Origin of the sequence: Priestia sp. TGN 0903 (genome assembly GCF_050846855.1) — a bacterium.
GTDB lineage: Bacteria > Bacillota > Bacilli > Bacillales > Bacillaceae_H > Priestia > Priestia zanthoxyli.
Window position 1 is genome coordinate 787,082 of the sequence record NZ_JBOZGL010000001.1, and the last position, 17,314, is coordinate 804,395.

Annotated in this window: 17 protein-coding genes; 2 read left to right on the forward strand and 15 right to left on the reverse strand. The window is 38.6% G+C overall.

The genetic code is table 11. The annotated features are described in order from the left end of the window. Positions 1–195: 195 nt before the first annotated feature. Positions 196–762 carry a peptidoglycan-binding domain-containing protein gene (locus tag ACRPLY_RS04070; RefSeq protein ID WP_048021339.1) on the forward strand — a complete coding sequence of 189 codons (567 nt, stop codon included), beginning with the start codon at positions 196–198 and terminating at the stop codon, positions 760–762. A gap of 224 nt (positions 763–986) precedes the next feature. On the opposite strand, the gene ACRPLY_RS04075 is transcribed toward ACRPLY_RS04070, so the two are convergent. The 4 genes from ACRPLY_RS04075 to ACRPLY_RS04090 form a co-directional block, all read right to left on the reverse strand. Further along, on the reverse strand, positions 987–1,307 hold the full coding sequence (locus ACRPLY_RS04075; protein ID WP_165635866.1) for a 2Fe-2S iron-sulfur cluster-binding protein: 321 nt from the start codon (positions 1,305–1,307) through the stop codon (positions 987–989). Between the two features lie 147 nt (positions 1,308–1,454). Beyond that, the gene (locus ACRPLY_RS04080) at positions 1,455–1,634 is read right to left on the reverse strand and encodes a hypothetical protein (protein WP_165635865.1); all 180 of its coding nucleotides are present in this window, start codon (positions 1,632–1,634) and stop codon (positions 1,455–1,457) included. A gap of 294 nt (positions 1,635–1,928) precedes the next feature. Further along, complete coding sequence (locus ACRPLY_RS04085; protein WP_028413683.1) at positions 1,929–3,236, reverse strand: MFS transporter; 1,308 nt, start codon at positions 3,234–3,236, stop codon at positions 1,929–1,931. Positions 3,237–3,448: 212 nt separating this feature from the next. Next, positions 3,449–4,006 (reverse strand): YdhK family protein, encoded by a 558-nt coding sequence (locus tag ACRPLY_RS04090; RefSeq protein WP_432231581.1) that lies wholly within the window; start codon positions 4,004–4,006, stop codon positions 3,449–3,451. A gap of 228 nt (positions 4,007–4,234) precedes the next feature. Here ACRPLY_RS04090 and ACRPLY_RS04095 point away from each other — a divergent pair, with 228 nt between their 5' ends. Beyond that, positions 4,235–4,663, forward strand: coding sequence for a hypothetical protein (locus ACRPLY_RS04095; RefSeq protein ID WP_028413685.1), 429 nt, complete (start codon positions 4,235–4,237; stop codon positions 4,661–4,663). A 138-nt stretch (positions 4,664–4,801) separates the two neighbouring features. Here ACRPLY_RS04095 and ACRPLY_RS04100 read toward each other — a convergent pair whose 3' ends face one another. The 11 genes from ACRPLY_RS04100 to ACRPLY_RS04150 all read right to left on the reverse strand — a co-directional run bounded on the left by ACRPLY_RS04100 (position 4,802) and on the right by ACRPLY_RS04150 (position 17,279). After that, positions 4,802–7,219 carry a heavy metal translocating P-type ATPase gene (locus ACRPLY_RS04100; protein ID WP_223546539.1) on the reverse strand — a complete coding sequence of 806 codons (2,418 nt, stop codon included), beginning with the start codon at positions 7,217–7,219 and terminating at the stop codon, positions 4,802–4,804. Between the two features lie 85 nt (positions 7,220–7,304). After that, complete coding sequence (copZ, locus tag ACRPLY_RS04105; RefSeq protein ID WP_013082796.1) at positions 7,305–7,511, reverse strand: copper chaperone CopZ; 207 nt, start codon at positions 7,509–7,511, stop codon at positions 7,305–7,307. Between the two features lie 14 nt (positions 7,512–7,525). Next, positions 7,526–7,858 carry a metal-sensitive transcriptional regulator gene (locus ACRPLY_RS04110; RefSeq protein ID WP_014460516.1) on the reverse strand — a complete coding sequence of 111 codons (333 nt, stop codon included), beginning with the start codon at positions 7,856–7,858 and terminating at the stop codon, positions 7,526–7,528. 119 nt (positions 7,859–7,977) lie between these two features. Further along, positions 7,978–8,658: a response regulator transcription factor gene (locus ACRPLY_RS04115; RefSeq protein WP_028413687.1), complete on the reverse strand. Its 681-nt coding sequence runs from the start codon at positions 8,656–8,658 to the stop codon at positions 7,978–7,980. Between the two features lies 1 nt (position 8,659). Next, positions 8,660–10,036 (reverse strand): sensor histidine kinase, encoded by a 1,377-nt coding sequence (locus ACRPLY_RS04120; protein WP_033578733.1) that lies wholly within the window; start codon positions 10,034–10,036, stop codon positions 8,660–8,662. Between the two features lie 542 nt (positions 10,037–10,578). Next, positions 10,579–10,998 carry a universal stress protein gene (locus ACRPLY_RS04125; protein WP_028413689.1) on the reverse strand — a complete coding sequence of 140 codons (420 nt, stop codon included), beginning with the start codon at positions 10,996–10,998 and terminating at the stop codon, positions 10,579–10,581. A 226-nt stretch (positions 10,999–11,224) separates the two neighbouring features. Further along, positions 11,225–11,422 carry an IDEAL domain-containing protein gene (locus tag ACRPLY_RS04130; protein WP_013082792.1) on the reverse strand — a complete coding sequence of 66 codons (198 nt, stop codon included), beginning with the start codon at positions 11,420–11,422 and terminating at the stop codon, positions 11,225–11,227. 344 nt (positions 11,423–11,766) lie between these two features. After that, positions 11,767–13,263 (reverse strand): CoA transferase, encoded by a 1,497-nt coding sequence (locus ACRPLY_RS04135; protein WP_430047867.1) that lies wholly within the window; start codon positions 13,261–13,263, stop codon positions 11,767–11,769. A 243-nt stretch (positions 13,264–13,506) separates the two neighbouring features. After that, positions 13,507–13,752 (reverse strand): DUF2164 domain-containing protein, encoded by a 246-nt coding sequence (locus tag ACRPLY_RS04140; RefSeq protein ID WP_013082790.1) that lies wholly within the window; start codon positions 13,750–13,752, stop codon positions 13,507–13,509. 117 nt (positions 13,753–13,869) lie between these two features. Beyond that, positions 13,870–15,234, reverse strand: a complete 1,365-nt coding sequence (locus tag ACRPLY_RS04145; RefSeq protein WP_098112760.1) for a glycoside-pentoside-hexuronide (GPH):cation symporter — start codon at positions 15,232–15,234, stop codon at positions 13,870–13,872. 95 nt (positions 15,235–15,329) lie between these two features. Next, positions 15,330–17,279, reverse strand: a complete 1,950-nt coding sequence (locus tag ACRPLY_RS04150; protein ID WP_098112761.1) for a beta-galactosidase — start codon at positions 17,277–17,279, stop codon at positions 15,330–15,332. Positions 17,280–17,314: the final 35 nt, after the last annotated feature.

The following is a 17,314-nucleotide window of genomic DNA, read 5'->3' on the forward strand; positions in this document are numbered from 1 at the left end:
AAAATGAAATTATAGTGAAAACATAGAACGATTTATCTACTTCACTAGTTTTTTATGACTATCTTATATAATCATAGGAATATAAAAACAAATAGAAAACTGCCTGCGCTATAATAAGTTGACTTTATAGCTACTAATTAGTTATAAAGCTCATGAAAAGCGACAAATAGTTGCTAAAAACAAGGAGGTTATTTCATGTTAACGAAAAAAACACTTGTCATGCTTTCTACTCTTACGCTTGCAACAACATGCGTAGCATTCAGCACTCCAACTACTGAAGCAGCTACTAAAGATGCCTACTCACAAAAAATTGAAGCTAAAGCAGAAACGAGGCCTACGCTTCGTAAAGGTTCCCACTCTAGCTACGTAAGAGACTTACAGCAAAGCTTAAAGGATGTGAAGTATAACACATCAGTTGATGGCATTTTCGGTACGCGAACGCAAACTGTAGTAAAAGAATTTCAAACCGATCACCGCTTGTCTCCAGATGGTATTGTTGGCCCCTTAACATGGGCAGCTTTAGATGAGAACAAGGTAGAAAGAAAGCAATTTCCTGTCAGCACGGCTATTGCATTCGGTAAAAAAGAACTCGGTGACAACATTGTCTTCAGTACAGACGACCGCTTACGGAAAGATAACAACGATAAAGCTTACTATAGATTCGTAGCAAAAAATAAAGACTGGATGGATCAAGGGGGATCAGGTACCATAGGTTGGTATCATATTTACAAAAGTGGAGATGTGATTGAAGAATCCAATTAAATCTATTTGCAGATAACCGTTCGAAAAAAGCCTTTATAATCACTCTTTTGAGTGATTTACTGCCCGCCTTACAGAATGCTAAAATTTAAAGGAATCATTCCGTAGGTATTTTACTTGAACAAGAACAGCTGCTACTCCCCGTAGCTGTTCTTGTTATTTTTTTAAGTAAACATACAAAAAGCAGCATGTAAACATTTCACACGCTGCTTTTTGCAATTACATGACTACTCTGCGGGTCGAGGTCCTGCTTCTCGTCCTGAGCTCTCTACCGTTAGTATTGGTCGAACGGTGACATCTTCATTTACACGAATTTGGCACGATAAGCGCAAATGATCTTCAATTGAACTTTCTGAGTATACATTTTTCTCTGCGTTTGTTAAATCACAATATTCACCTTCGAGCACTTCTACCCTGCAAGTTGTGCATTTGGCTTTTCCGCCGCACCGATGAAGAATATTTATACCATTGTCTTCAAGTGCCAAGACAAGCTTTTTTCCTTTTTCCACTTCAAAACTTCCGTGTCCTAAAACGGTTACTCTTGGCATGTATCTCCCTCTTTCCCTCTACTGTGTACAAGCGATTTAAATTACACTATATGCAGTTTCTTTTTATTGCATGCCTAAATAAGTTACAATCCATTATTTCTACTAATTGCTACATCTATTTGTACGTTACAGGCCCCTTTTGCATACCTAGATCCAATTAAGAAGACCATCATTTTGTAATACGGCAACTAAAACGACAATCCCAAGTATAATAACAGGTATCAGTGCTTTTAAAATTTGATACTTAGATAATTCTACGCGTTGAGGCTCCTTTAATGAGCGGCTTTGATTTAACTCAGTGTTGTTTTCACTTTCTTTATGATTCATGTTCCTCTGCCTTTCTATTTTTTTATAGTGCGGTTCGTATCTACTTCTGCTGAAATCACAAAACTAGACACAAGGTTTCTTCATAAAAACCATCTTAACCTTTTTAAGAACATGCTATACCAACAATGCTATTTTAAAACAATTCCCTATCGCATGTTTCAAACAAACAAACTCACCTTGTTTCTTTTCTTAATAGCGTCAGATCAGAAGACTAGACTTTTTCACATGACTAAATGCATGAGCAAGGTCGTTATTTATAATCAAAAGTAAAACCCCATAACGAGTCATGGGGTTTTACTTCGTACGTTGATTTTTTGGAATTTTAATTTGTTTAATATCTCCCAGCACGTAAATATAAAAAATTAACCCTAGCAACAATACAATTCCCGCTACAATAAAGCTTAGATTAAAAGAACCAGTTTTATCCAAAAGATATCCCGTTAAAGCTGTCGCTATAATTCCACCAAACAAATTATTAGCTAAATTAACAATAGAACTGAGAAGAGAAATAGAGCCTGCAGGCGCAATTTCAGCGGAAATAGACCAGCCGATTGGTGCCGTTGCAGATATACCTGCCAGTCCAATCGAAATACAAATCATCGCTACGACGACATTATCGGTGAAAATAGAGCCTAAAAACACAAACCCTAAGCATAACCCTACTATAATGATCGTACGATATACGTTTTGACTGTTATACCCTTTTTTTATAAGGTAATCAACAAGCCAGCCGCCAACTAAAATGCCAGCAAATGTAGCAATTAGCCAAGGTACTGCCGTAAGCAGGCCCGATGACATGATATCCATACCGTATTTTTCTTTTAAAAAAGTTGGCAGCCACGTTAACAGTAAATTAAACGTATATCCATAGCCTGTAAACCCAATCATTAGCCCCCAAACTTTCCGATTCGTAAATAATACTTTTAAGGTATGTAAAAATTTTGATGTTTGCTCATCGTTTGCATTTAAATTATTTTCTTGAATATACTTCAACTCATCATCTGATATGCGTCTATGCTTTTCTGGCTTTTCGTAATAAAACCAAAACAGCAGCGTAAACAGCACGTTTATAATTCCAATGGATAAAAATGCTGTGCGCCAATCAAATTTGGTGATGAGAAATGCTACAAGAGGCGCGCCAAGTACATTTGAAAATTTGGCCGCTGAATCAAACAAAGAATTTGGTAAGCTTCTTTCGTTTGGAGGAAACCATAGCGACGTAGCTTTTGATGCTGCCGGAAATGCGGAAGCACTCATTATTCCTATTAAAAACCGGACAATATAGAGAAGAAGTTTTCCTTGCAAAAAAGCCATCGACATCGTTAATAAACTCCAAATCACCATACCGACTCTTGTCACCCATGCTACTCCGAACCGATCAAGCAAGCTTCCAGCAGGTATTTGCATGATCGTATAAGAATACGTATAAATAGAAAAGACAATTCCAAGCTCTGTTCCCGTTAAGTGAAATGCATCTTGTATTGCAGGAGCGGCCACTGACACCGCTACACGATCAAAATAGTTTAAAATAATCATACTGCTTAACAAAGATGAAATGAACCATCGTGTGCGTCCTGTTCGCTTTACTGTATGTTCACTCATAGCTAGCTCCTTTCATCAGTAGTTTGTTCGTTTTATTACCGTAGCATTCTACTTAATACCACAGCTAGAAGACACTACATAAAATCTAAGCTCACCATACCCATAAAAAATCCGAACAATGAATCGAGATTCTCAATCAAGAATCTTGATTCATCGTTCGGATCTTCTTTCACCAAAAATACTTTTGTCCAGCCTTTTTTCTCGCTAACAGTCTATTTTACTGAAAGCTCATCTTCCGTTACCCACTTATGATTTTTCACTTTCTCTCCGCCTGTAGTCGGCGTGTAGTCTACCATATATACCGTTGTTTTTTCGGCTGAATCAATCGTTGCTTTTGCCCCTTTCATACCTTTCATATGATCTGCTTCAAGCGTCACTTCGCTGCCTGGCTTTAACTGCTCGTTACCCGCATCTTTTATTTCTTCTTGAATAACCCACTTATGATTTTTTACTTTTTCCCCGCCAGTCTTTGGCGTATACGAAACGGTATAGGCCGTAGTATCGTAAGCACCAACAATCGTTGCTTCAGCCCCGTTCATGCCTTTCATATGATCAGCTTTCATAACGGCTTTATCTCCAACTTTATATGTTGGATTTTCAGCTTGCTTTAATCCTTTTGGAACCTCTCCTGAACTAGAGTGATTCATCTCTGAGTGATCGTGCATGGATTCATTTTTGTCAGCTGAAGGTTTTTCATGACTAGAATCGTTTCCGCATCCGCTTAGTCCAATAATGACAGATGCACCAAGAATAAATAGCTGTTTTTTCATGACAGTCCCTCTTTTCCACCTAATAAATTTTAAAATAAAAATCCTTTAATCCTTAGAAACAACTTATCTTTGCATACTCTTCTTCTTTTCTTTATTGTAGCCAGACTTTGTGCAGATTTTGTGAAGATGAAGGTAATTAGGTACGAAAATTTCCTGTGCCTAAAAAAGGCCTTCGTATGAAACACTTACCACTAGGAAAAAGTATAAAAATAAAAGGAGGAAAGAAACATGCTAAAAATACGCTTTGCTCTATCCTCACTCTTACTTGTAGTTAGCTTGGTGATGGGAGCCCCCTTTGCTTCCGCACAGTCCACGCTCTCACCTAGCGTACAAAAGATAGAAGTAACGTCCATTAAAATGAAAACACTCAAAACGTTTATCGATGAACAAGATATGAATACATTCACCAATAGTATAAAAAAGGCTGAGCGCATGAAACTTCTCTTAGATGAAGAATCTGCTGGGAGCATCGATTGCAAAATGACCATTACCTATGGAGATGGTTCTAGCCGTCATTATTTCATTTGGATTATGGATGATGGACGTGATGTGTTAATTGCTCAGCAAAAGCATCCAGAAGACCTTCATCTTAAAGGGTATGAATTGAATCAAAAAAATTCCTTGCACCTGACAAAGCTGCTAAAGAATATTCTTTAGCAGCTTTGCTTTTGGATCACTTTCACCGAGAGTGGCTCGATGACTCCAATATTTTTTAGTTTATATTTCCCACACAGCATATACTGCTATGACAGCAAGCACGTACAAAATAGCTGAGATGATCCACTTTTTCATACCTTATAGCCTCACTCTCTGCAATCGCAGTGCATTTAATACAACCGATACGGAACTAAAAGCCATCGCGGCACCAGCAACCCAAGGAGCTAACAGCCCAACTGCTGCAATTGGAATACCGAGCGTGTTATAACCCATCGCCCAGAATAGATTTTGCTTAATATTAGAAATCGTTTTTCTACTCATTTCAATCGCATCTGCAATGCTCATCAAGTCTCCTCGCATCAGCGTAATATCAGCGGCTTCCATCGCTACATCCGTTCCTGTTCCGATGGCCATTCCAATATCAGCTAACGCAAGTGCAGGAGCATCGTTAATACCGTCTCCTACCATTGCGACTTTTTTACCTTGCTGCTGAAGCTTTTTCACTTCTTCTGCTTTGCCTTCTGGCAACACTTCTGCTATAACGTGCTCAATACCCGCTTGCATCGCAATAGCCTGAGCTGTTTGACGATTATCTCCGGTAATCATCATCACTTCTAAGCCCATCTCTTTTAACCTAGAAACTGCTTCTTTAGAAGTCTCTTTAATAGTGTCTGCAACAGCAAGCATGCCGGCATATTTTCCGTCAAGAGCAACGAGCATGGCCGTTTTTCCTTCTCGTTCTAAATTTGTCATTTCTTCTAAAGCTGCATCAATATTCACTTTATGTTGGTTCATAAGCTTTCTTGTTCCTACTAACAGCTCTCGTTCTTGTACAGTTGCCCTTACTCCATGCCCTGGAATCGCTTCAAAAGATAACGGATCTTGAATTTCTATACCTTTATTTTTTATACCTGCTACGAGTGCTTGAGCTAGAGGATGCTCCGATAAACGCTCAGCTGATGCAACTAACTGTAATAGCTCATTTTCTTCGTAGCCCTGTGCAATACGTACATCGGTTAGCTCAGGCGTTCCATTTGTAACAGTTCCCGTTTTATCTAAAAGAATTGTATCGATTTTATGCGTCGCTTCTAAATGCTCGCCGCCTTTAAACAAAATACCAAATTCTGCTGCGCGGCCCGACCCCGCCATAATGGAAGTTGGAGTAGCTAAACCTAATGCGCATGGACATGCGATCACTAATACGGCAATAAGCTTTTCTAAAGCCGGTGCAAATTCGCCAGGCACAATCCAAATGTACCAGACAAAGAACGTAAGAAGAGCAATTCCAACCACAATTGGCACGAATATACCTGAAATATAATCAGCTAATCTCTGAATAGGGGCTTTAGACCCCTGCGCTTCTTCTACTACTTTAATAATTTGCGCAAGCGCCGTCTCTTTTCCAACGTTTGTAGCTTTTATTTTTAGAAAACCATTTTTATTGAGTGTGGCTCCAATTACTTTATCTCCAATGCTTTTATCTACCGGTACGCTTTCCCCTGTCAGCATGGACTCATCTAAAGCCGATTGTCCTTCAATAATCTCTCCGTCTACAGGTACTTTTTCACCGGGTTTAATAAAAATAACTTCGCTTTTTTGCACTTCTTCCACTGGAATTTCAATTTCCGCTCCATCTCTTACTACAACGGCCGTTTTAGCTTGTAAACCCATCATCTTTTTAATTGCTTCTGAAGAACGGCCTTTGGCATTGGCTTCAAATAATTTCCCTAAAAGAATCAGCGTAATTAATATAGCACTCGTTTCATAGTAAAGCTGAGTAGTATGAGCAGATGAGCCAAGCGATTTAAGAGAAGAGTATAAACTATAGAAATAAGCTGCGCTTGTACCTAGTGCTACTAAAACATCCATGTTGGCACTTTTGTTACGAAGAGCTTTAAATGCACCTATATAAAATTGCTTCCCTACGACGAATTGAACAGGCGTAGCTAAAGCGAGCTGAACCCATGGATTCATCAGCATATGAGGCAAAGGAATAAACGACGTAAACGTAAAATGACTAACCATTGCCCATAATAACGGTACGCTTAAAATAAATGAAAACCAAAACTTTCCTTTTTGTTTACTCAGTTCTTTTTCTCTGTAGCTTTGCTCTTCTTCTTTTTCTTCTGACTTTAGCTTGGCTCCGTATCCAAGCTTTTCAACTCGCTGCGTTATGTCTTGCGGATCTATTTGAGAAGGGCTGTATTCAACAGAAGCCGTTTCTAAAGCAAGGTTAACACTTGCCTTTGTCACGCCTTCTAATTTGTTTAACCCTTTTTCAATACGAGTCGAACAAGCGGCGCACGTCATGCCCGTAATAGCAAATTCGGCTTTTTCACTTACAACTCCGTACCCAAGCTTTTCGATTTTTTCTTCAAAGGCCTGTGGACTTGTTTTAGACGGATCAAATATGATAGTAGATCTTTCCAAAGCCAAATTCACGTTTGCTTCTTTTACACCTTCTATTTTTTTTAACCCTTTTTCAATCCGGTTAGAACACGCTGCGCATGTCATACCCGTAATTTGCAAGGTGGCTTCTTTTTGTTTGTCACTCACCGCATTTCGCCTCCTGTTATATACCTATAAGGGGTATATCTTTCTCCTAAATCAAGCGTGCGAAGGTATTCGCACGCGATGCTGTTTATGCTACGTCATAACCTTGGTCATCAATAGCTTCTTTAATATCTTCGACCGTTACTTGACTTGGATCAAATGCAACCGTTACTTTTGCATCTTCTAAGCTTACTTCTACGCTTTTAACGCCATTAAGTTCGCCTACGCCGCCTTCAACAGCTTTGACACAATGACCGCAAGACATTCCTTGTACTGATAATGTTACGTTTTCCATTTCTAGCATCTCCTTTATTTCATTAATCGTTTAATGGTTGTTAATAATTCATCCACTACTTCTTCATCACCAGCTTGCACACGTTCTACAATGCAATGCTTCAAGTGACCTTCAAGCAAAATTTTACTTACACTATTCAAAGCAGACTGCGCAGCTGCGATTTGAGTAATCACGTCGTCACAATACGTATCTTTTTCAATTAATCCTTTAATTCCTCGAATTTGTCCTTCAATTCGATTTAATCGGCTTGTTAGGTTTTTTTTCACTTCTGGAGAATGGTGACTTTTTCTTTCACTATTTATCGTACAACATTTTTCTTCACTATTCATGTGATTCGCTTCGACCATCTAACATCCTCCCTTCATAACTTCATGATACTATACCCCCCTACCCTATGTAAAGCGAAAAGCTGGCTTCTGCTTACTTTATCTTTTCACCAATTTTAGTAGCTATGCTCATATCATTTTCAACTAACATCAACCCACTTATAGCCTATTCCCCATACGGTTTGCAAGTATTCGTCTACGGGAAAGCCCGCTTTTCTAAGCTTATCCCGAACATTTCGCACATGAGAGTCAATAGTACGGTCTCCAATCTCCGCCTCATATCCCCACACTAACACAAGCAAGTCGTCTCGGCTGAACACACGATTTAAATGCTGAAGAAGTAACCCCACCAATTCAAACTCTTTAGGCGTTACTTGAATCTGCTGATCTTTATATTGTAATACGTGATTTTCCTTGCTCCATACTAACCCTTTGTAGGTGATTTCATGTTTTTCCTTTAACGAACGTCTAAGAACCGCACCGATGCGTGCAACCAATTCTTCTTCGCTAAACGGTTTGGTAATATAGTCGTCTGCCCCTATATTTAATCCTTTTACTACATCTAATGTTTGGCTGCGGGCTGTGAGCATAATGACAGGTAGATCAGACATTTTTCTTACTTCTTGGCAAATCTCCCACCCATCTTCGCTTGGCATCATAATATCTAATAACATCAAATCTGCTTTGTTACCTTCATAAAGATAGCGCAGCGCTTCTGTGCCTTTTTCAAATTTTATACATGTAAATCCGTTTGGCAGCAGATAAAGTTCTAGTAAATCCAGCATCCTTGCTTCATCATCTACTAATAAAATAGTTGCCATCCTATCCATCCTTTCTTAATACAATCTCTACAGTCGTACCTTTTCCCGTCTCGCTTGTGATTGTTATTTCTCCTCCATGAGCTTCTACAATCTCCTTTACAATTGATAAGCCTAATCCGTATCCTCCGCTTTTTCTCGAGCGGGATTTTTCCACTCGATACAGCTTGTCAAATACGTAAGGTAGATCTTTTTCTGGAATGCCTATTCCTTGATCTTTAAGAGTTATTGTCAATGATTCAGCTGATTTTTTTACACTTAAATCAATTTTGGTCCCTTCTTTTGAATAGTTCATTGCGTTATCAAGTAAATTGATAATCACTTGCTGAAATCTTTCAGGATCTAGTGAAACGTAAAGACCTTGAGGGCAGCTTATCTCCAGCTCCATCTCTTTTTCTTTTAAAGCTAAATGAAAATGCGCGCATACGGTGTGCAAATACATAGCTAGCTCTACTTTTTGTTTTTGAATAAAAAATGTATGCTGATCCAGCTGCGCCAGCTGAAACAAATCTTTGACTAACTGTGAAATTCTTCCTGCTTCTTCTTCCACAATAGCAAGGTACTTATCACGTTCTTGCGGTGTATTAGAAGGCCTTCTTGCTACGTCTGCATAGCCCTTTAAATACATCAAAGGCGTTTGAAGTTCATGTGAAATGCTGCTTAAAAATTCATTTCGCTCTTTTCGTAACCGCTGCAGCTCATTCGCTAACGACTGAATGGACATTCCTAATTGTCCAAGTTCATCTCTTGAATGAGCGCCAAGTTTCACAGACAAATCTCCTTGACTCAGCTTCTCAGTTGCTTTTTTCATTTTGATTAAAGGAGCGGTTATAAATTTAGACAGAGCAAAAATAGTCACAATGGAAAATAAAACGGACACAGCTCCCGCTACGTAAAAATGATGCTGTAGTCTCGCAATCATTTCGTGAATATCCTTTGTGTTTTTGAACATATAAACCGTTCCGAACTGTTGATGGCCTTCTTTAATAGGTGATGCCGTGGCGATATAAGGTTTGCTTTTCCAGTCGCCTTGCATAATTTCACCTTTATATGTAAGAGACTTTCCTTTCCATTTCTCTACTGCTTTTCTTGCACCTTGAATTAAAGGTCTAGATGAACTGATAATTTTCCCTGTTTTATCCGTTATGATAACATCAGTTTCTGCTTCTGATTCCATCAGTGCAACATGGTTAAGCGTCGCCGAATCATGATGCTTCTCTAATACTTCCCGGTGACTGTTTCCTCTTAAACGCAAGCTTTGCAGCTCCTCTGAAATTCGTGTATTGGCAAGACCGCTATATAAATAGAAAAAGAGAGCGGCTTCAATTAGTAAAATGAACATTAAAAACAAGAGTCCAAGCTTAATAGAAATACGATTCATTTATTCACATCCCTTGCTTTCATTATAAAAGTAATAAATGAAGAAACTGTGCAGAATAAAACATACCTAATTAAATAACGGTTATTCTTTGACATTTTACCACGGGTATCTGACAGCTTAGCGTATGAAGTAAGTTTATCATACAGCAAATTTCGAACTTACGAAGCGTGCAGCAATACATAATCCAAAAGCAAAAAGAGATTGAGACATAACAAAATCACTCTAATCTAAAGACGAACAAATTGGATAAGGGAGCTAGTATAAATTACTGGTCACACCGCAGTTGATTTCCGTGCAAGACTTCGCTTTCCGCGGGCGGCCGCTGAGCCTCCTCGTTGTTTCCGCTCCTGCGGGGTCTCACCTGTTCCGCTTTCCCCGCAGGAGTCTTCGTCTTACCCTCCAATCAACTGCTAGAAGCAACTATATACATGAAACCTACGTTCACCATACCAATAAAAAAATCCAAACGAGTTGGATTCTTCATCAAGAATCTCGATTCATCGTTCGGATTTTTCTTTAACTAAATTTGCCTCAGCCTCTTTTTATTTAACAATAATAACAGGACATTCTGCGGATTGAGCAACTTCGTGACTTACACTTCCTAGAAAGGTCTCTTTAACAAAGCCCTTTCCTCGGCTTCCTATCACAATGACGTCTTGTTGATTGTCACGTGCGTATTCAATAATTTTCTTTGAAGCGGTGCCTTCTACACCGTATGCCTCATATGGAATACCTGATTGAGTTAAATGATTGTGAGCTTCAGATAAAATATCGCGGTTTTCTTCTTCTATCAGTGCGTCCAAGTCAACGCTAAAAACAGGCTGCTGCAAGTGAATTCTTTCCTTAATATGTACAATTGTCAGCTTATTAGCATTTACGCTTTCAGCTAGTTTACTTGCATGTTGAAGAGCACGAATAGAAGGTGCGGAACCATCAAAGGCGACTAAGATTTTGTTATACATATCAAGAACCCTCTCTCTTTTTGTTCTTTCATGATGTATTACCATCTAGATGCTGTAGATGATAAAGCAAAAAATAATAAAGTAAGAGACTTCTTGATTTTTGCTTTATCATCCATACTATACTTTTACCGCTTTCAGAAAAAACAAAACATTTATCCGTTTTTTTCCATATAAAAAGCCTTTGCTCACTAGAAGCAAAGGCTGATTGTTTATGTTAGTAGGTTATTTAACAAACTTCTTTTAACTCTTCAGTTAAACGTAAAAAAGTTTCTTTATCTCTTTTTTCTAAAGACTGATCGATTTGCAGTAAAAGCTGTGCTTTTTTAAAGTCACGAAGAGATTTGTTTAGCACTAGTTGAGCTGCTGTCGCGTCTGATACTTTTACTTCTTCTCGTGTCATTTTGCGGGACGTATAGTTTTCCATTACAAGTCAACTCCTCATCCTTTTCGCTATTATATAAGAAATCATATAATTATTCAAATATTTTTTCTTATTTTTCATTTTAAATTTGACCCCCAAAAACCGAGATTAAGACATAGCGAAATCAATTCAATCTAAAGACAAACAAATTGGATACATGAGCTGAACCGCTTGTGACACCGCTGTTGATTTCCGTGCAAGCGCTAGAAGCATCTACCCACATAAACGAAACCTACGTTCATCACAATAACAAAAAAATCCGAACGAGTTGGATCCTTTATCAAGAATCTCGATTCATCGTTCGGATTTTCTTTCCACTAAAATAATTTTGTCTCAGCCTCTTGTTATCACAACCACTCTGGGCGTGAAGAACCTCGAGGAACGAGAACCGTCTTATATTCCCCTGGAGTTTCCGACATTTCAATTTGTTCTGTAAGCCCTTGGTACAATCCTAAAGGTGTTTGAGCTGTAAAGAGATCCGGTGCAATGTACTCATGCTTCTCTGACGAACCAGCTGTTTGATGAGCATATGTTTTATCATAGATGCCCATTGATAAGATCCATAAAGATACGCGATCTAATGATACACGCACTCGGTAGCTGCCTCCTTCTTTTGCTCTTCTTTCTAGTGCCATTAAAGCACCAACTTCAAGCAGCCAAGAAACCGCATAATCATTTACCACTACAATAGGAGGCAGCTTAGGATTTTCTGGCGATCCTTCTAACGCCATGACTCCCGTTACGCTTCCCGCTGTTTGGTCAAATCCATTTCTTTTTGCCCAATCTCCTTGCGTTCCGTGCAGGTTAACGGTGCAGTGGATGATTCCAGGTTTTAATTTTGCACACTCTTCAGCTGTTAGACCGTATCTCTCTAGGAATCCGTAGCGACGGTTCGCAAAAAAGATATCTGCTCCTTGTAGAAGTTCAACCATTTTTTCTTTTCCTTCTTTTTCACCGATATCCAGCGTTGAAGAGCGCATACCGACATTAGACGTAGCGTAAATCGTATCATGCTCCCAATCCGTTGGCTTCCAAATATTTAAGACGTCCGCACCGTGTAAAGCGAGAGCTCTACCGAATCCTGCTCCTGCAATAACGTGACCAAGCCCTAATGCTCGAATACCGTCTAGCGGCGTTTTAGGGTTCTTGGAAAAAGGAATTGGCTCACTTTCTCCAATCTTTTCAATTTCAATCAAAGGAAGCTGCGCTACTTCTTCATACACGGACTCATTCATAAACTCTTTAATTGTCCGCACAACAGGCATGATAACTCCTCGCTCCGCTGCAGCTTTTTCCAATTCTTCTGCATTCCATCCGCGAATCGCTTTTGCCACTGCATCAGGGTCTTCTATACAATTTAATAGCTTGAGCGTTTCATGCTTAGAGCGTGGATACGGATTCAGCGGCATTACCCATTTGCCGTCTTTTGTTTGATAAAAGCGAAAGCCTAATGGATTATAAGGATCATTTGCTTTACTCGGGGCATACCCATTAAGCTTTTCCCATTTTTTATCGTAAAAAGGTGATAATCTTCGTATCGCTTTTCGTAAATCCATATGAATATCTTGACCTTTTCCTCCGCGTATTCTCCAAATTTTTGAGACAGCTACTGACTTAGCAACCAGTGCAATAGCTGCTGCTGAGGCAAGTCGCAGCGTACTAGGAACAATTGGATCTTCTCCGTAAAATGTAATGTTTCCTCCACTGTCTTTTGCTGATAAGCCGACTCCTTGAAGCACATTTTCCAGCTCTTGATAGATATCAAAATCACTATTATCCGTTAAACGATTTTCATTTGCTTTCACAATAGATTTTGTTAGCTGACCTTTCGTAATGTTGCTCATGTGTAGTCCCTTCTTTCCTCGTATAATTACCTCATTATGTCCCTGCTTGCTGAAGTTATGCCCTCATCGAGTTAAATCAAAACACTTTAAATATAACCTTTACGTTAACGTTAATATTATCTTAAAACGAATGTATCATATATCACTTGGGCGAACAAATAATTTGTTTCATAAACAAACAAAAGCGTTTTATGTTTTTGTACATAAAACGCTTTTTTCCTATTTTATATTTTCTTTTTCGAACTACTTTTCGATTGGTTTTTTTAATGCATGTAAATTTTCTTCTGCAGAAAGCATGACCTGGTTCATAATATCTTCCGCATCTTTAATGGCTTGGTTATAAAAGTGAGGACCTATATGTTCTTTAATAAACTCCAATACATTTTCCGCTGCAAATTCACTGATTTCTTCATCTCGTTCGTTATAAAAAAACGTTTGAATTTCATTCAGCATTTTATCTTTGTCTTCTTTTGAAAAATTAATAAACATAAACAAAACTCCTCTTTACATTGATATCTGTCTACCTGACATCATAGCAAGAGGAGCTGAGAAAATGCAGTCTTTTTTTCTTGTGATTTTTGTGTACAATGCTTGTGTTGATTTGAATTAGCTAGACACTTTCATAGCCGGTTTTTCTTTTATGCGGCTTGAGCGTTTTTTCATATCCTGTAAAATCTCTAAATATCTCTTTTCCGTCAACTCATATTTTACGAGTGGGACAAGTGATAACAAGCAAAGAATACCCGGAATAATCGTAAAGATTAAAGCAATCCAAATGAGCGTGCTGTGTGACTGAATTTGATTTGGCACGTACCCTACTGCTGAAAGGATGTACCCACCTACTGCTCCACCCACTGCTGAAGCGACCTTTGTTTTGAAAATATTCGTAGAAAACACCATTCCTTCTGCTCGGTTCCCCGTTTTCCATTCGCCGTATTCTACACAGTCAGCGAGCATAGATGTTTGAGCAATGTTACTAACCCCACCGCCAAAAGAAGCTAAAAAGCTTAAAATCATCACTGGCATAACGTGGAAACCCGTTGCAAACATTGTAAGAGTGGCTACAGCATTTAGGGCAATTCCCCCTATTGCTGCACGTTTCTTTCCAAATTTATTTGAAATGAAAGGAGACGCGATCGCTCCTACAATTTGTGCTGTGAAAAATAAGGTTAAATAAAGAGACGCGATGTTCTCTGCATTTAAATTGTATTTAAAATAGTAAATAGAAAACGTAGTTCGAATCGTTAAAATTGTTTCAACTAAAAGCATCGAGAAAATCAGGTAGCGCAACGGTCTATTTTGAATAAATAAGTTCCAAACTGCTTTTGGCGTCTGCTTTTCCTGTCTTTTTACGGTATAGTTTTCTTTTACTCCTGAAAATGTGATGATCATTGTAATCATTAAGATACACGCATAAATAAGACTAAGCATAAACCAGTTTCCAAAATAATGAGCTAGTGGAAGAGTTAATAAACTAGCAAATAAAGACCCTACTGCTGCAATTGTTCTAGGAAAAGCTACAACTTTATTTCGTTCTTTTACATCTTGTGTAATCGTTGCTGAAAGCGACCAATAAGGAATATCCATGATAGCAAAGCTTGTTCCCCACGCGATATAAGTGATATAAGCATAAATTAATTTTCCTGTGTGAGAAAGATCAGGACTAATAAAACACGCGACTGTAGCAACAGCTGCAAAAAATCCGCCTATTAAAAGATAGGGCCTAAACTTACCAAATCTCGTTTCTGTATTATCAACAATCATTCCGATAATAATGTCTGCAATTCCATCCCATATCCTTGCAATAAGAAATAAGGTTCCTACGGCTGCAGCATTTAATCCTACGCTGTCCGTATAAAAAATCATTAAATATGTACTTGTTAATGCATAAATAATATTGTTTCCAAAGCTCCCCATTCCGTATGATAATACGGTCTTTAGAGAAACTTTTGACTGTACCCCCATGCTCATATAACCTAACTCCCTTCTCCTATAAAACGCTTTCATATCATATTATGAGTGACTAGAATCTCATTGCTTTATGAGATTCTAGTCTCCTGTTGCTACTACATGTTTTCTACAACTCGACTTTCGTAAGGCTGCAGAACAATATCTTTAAATACTTTTACTTCTGGCGTATGGTTCATAAGGAAGTAATAACTTGTCTCTCCAAGCTTGCGAGGATATACTTCAACTCCATCTTCACTTTCCGTATGCTCAATCTGCTGCTGTTTTACAATATCAAGCGCAATTTTTTCAAACGTTTGCCCTTCAATTCCACAGCCTACATAATAAACCGTCCCGCGACCAAACTGATTTTTTGTTACAGCGGCTTGATTATAAAATGGATCATCATACTCATACAGCACTTCAGCTGTTACAGGTGTGATAATGTCTCTCCACACGGACGCACTTGCTTGTTCTCCTTCATACGATCCTTTTCCTTTAATAGCTGCTTTTTGAGTAGAAGACAGTGCTTCCACTTCATGAATTTCAATCCCTGTTATTTCTTTTACATATCCGGGCAGCGTCTGTTTAAAGTGAATATTATTTTGTTTGTCTTTAATGCCGGTTCTAAACGTAAAAACGATAACGCCTCCGCTTTCAGTAAATTCAGTAAATCTTTTACCTAGTTCTTCATCAATGATTTGCAAAGCTGGAACAACCAGTACTTTATAGCTTGAAAAATCTCTTGTAGCAGGAATAACATCAATAGGTGTATTCAACTTATAAAACGGTGTATACCCTCTAAGAAGCTCTTGCGTAAAGTCAAACCCTTCACTTTGCTGCTGAAAGCGCCATGACCATATATTTTCATAGTCATATAAAACAGCAACATCCGACTTAATGTCAGATTCAAGTACATGTTCGTACTTAACGATTTCACTAAATAACGACTGAACTTCTTTGTAGCGTCTTCCATAATGATTATCGTGACCTACAATTCCGTAGCAGTATTGCTCAGCTCCTCTTGTCATTCCGCGCCAACGGAAATACAGCATGTCCGTGCATCCATGAGCAAACGCTTGATAAGACCACATTTTTGCCTGATTAGGCCTCGGTAGATAACCGATGACATCATGACCTTGAGCACCCATTAATTCCTCTACAATCCAGAAATTTTTATGTAGCAGACCTCTATTAAAATCATGTCCCAGTGCAATATGAGCAGGGGTAATCGGCTCTGTTTGACCGCCCCATACCGGATAATTGTCATAGGATACAAAGTCCATGACTTCTAGATTCTCTTCATGGTCAAACCATTTATCAAAAAAGCCTCCTGAGACGTTCGTTGTCAACAGCTGGTGATCACCTTTATATCTCTTCACAATTGCTGTTTGTTCATGAGCATATCTGTTTAACGAAAAAGAGCGAAAGCGCGCCCAATCAAGCTTTAACGAAGGACTGTGTGTCGTAATTGTTTTTACAGGCATAGGCACTTCGGTAAAGTCGTTATACGTTTGTCCCCAGAAAATAGTGCCATACTTTTCATTTAACTCATGAATATCTTTATATTTTCTTTCCAAAAACTGCTGAAACTCTTTATGACATTGTTCGCAGTAACACATATCACTGCCTTCATGGCCAAATTCATTGTCAACTTGCCATGCTACGATTGCTTCTTCTGAGCAGTAGTGCTTTACTAGTTGTTCTGTAATCTGAGCGCTATACTGCCGGTAAAGAGGAGAATTAAAACAATATTGACGTCTTCCTCCAAATGCTCTGACCGCCCCATTTTCATCTATTGATAAAATAGAAGGATGCTGCTTCGCAAGCCAAGCCGGAAAAGTGGCAGTAGGGGTACCAAACATAATGTCAATATTCTGTTTTTTAAGCTTATTGATAACGCTATCAAAAAAAGAAAAGTCATATTGCCCTTCTTTAGGCTCCATAAGATGCCAAGCGAACTCCCCTATTCTCACCATATTTGATCCTAACTCTTTAATACCTTGGATATCTTCTTCTATCATATTCTCTGGCCAATGTTCAGGGTAATAATCGACGCCGATGTACATTTTTCTCTACTCCTATCTATTTCTTTATTTCATTA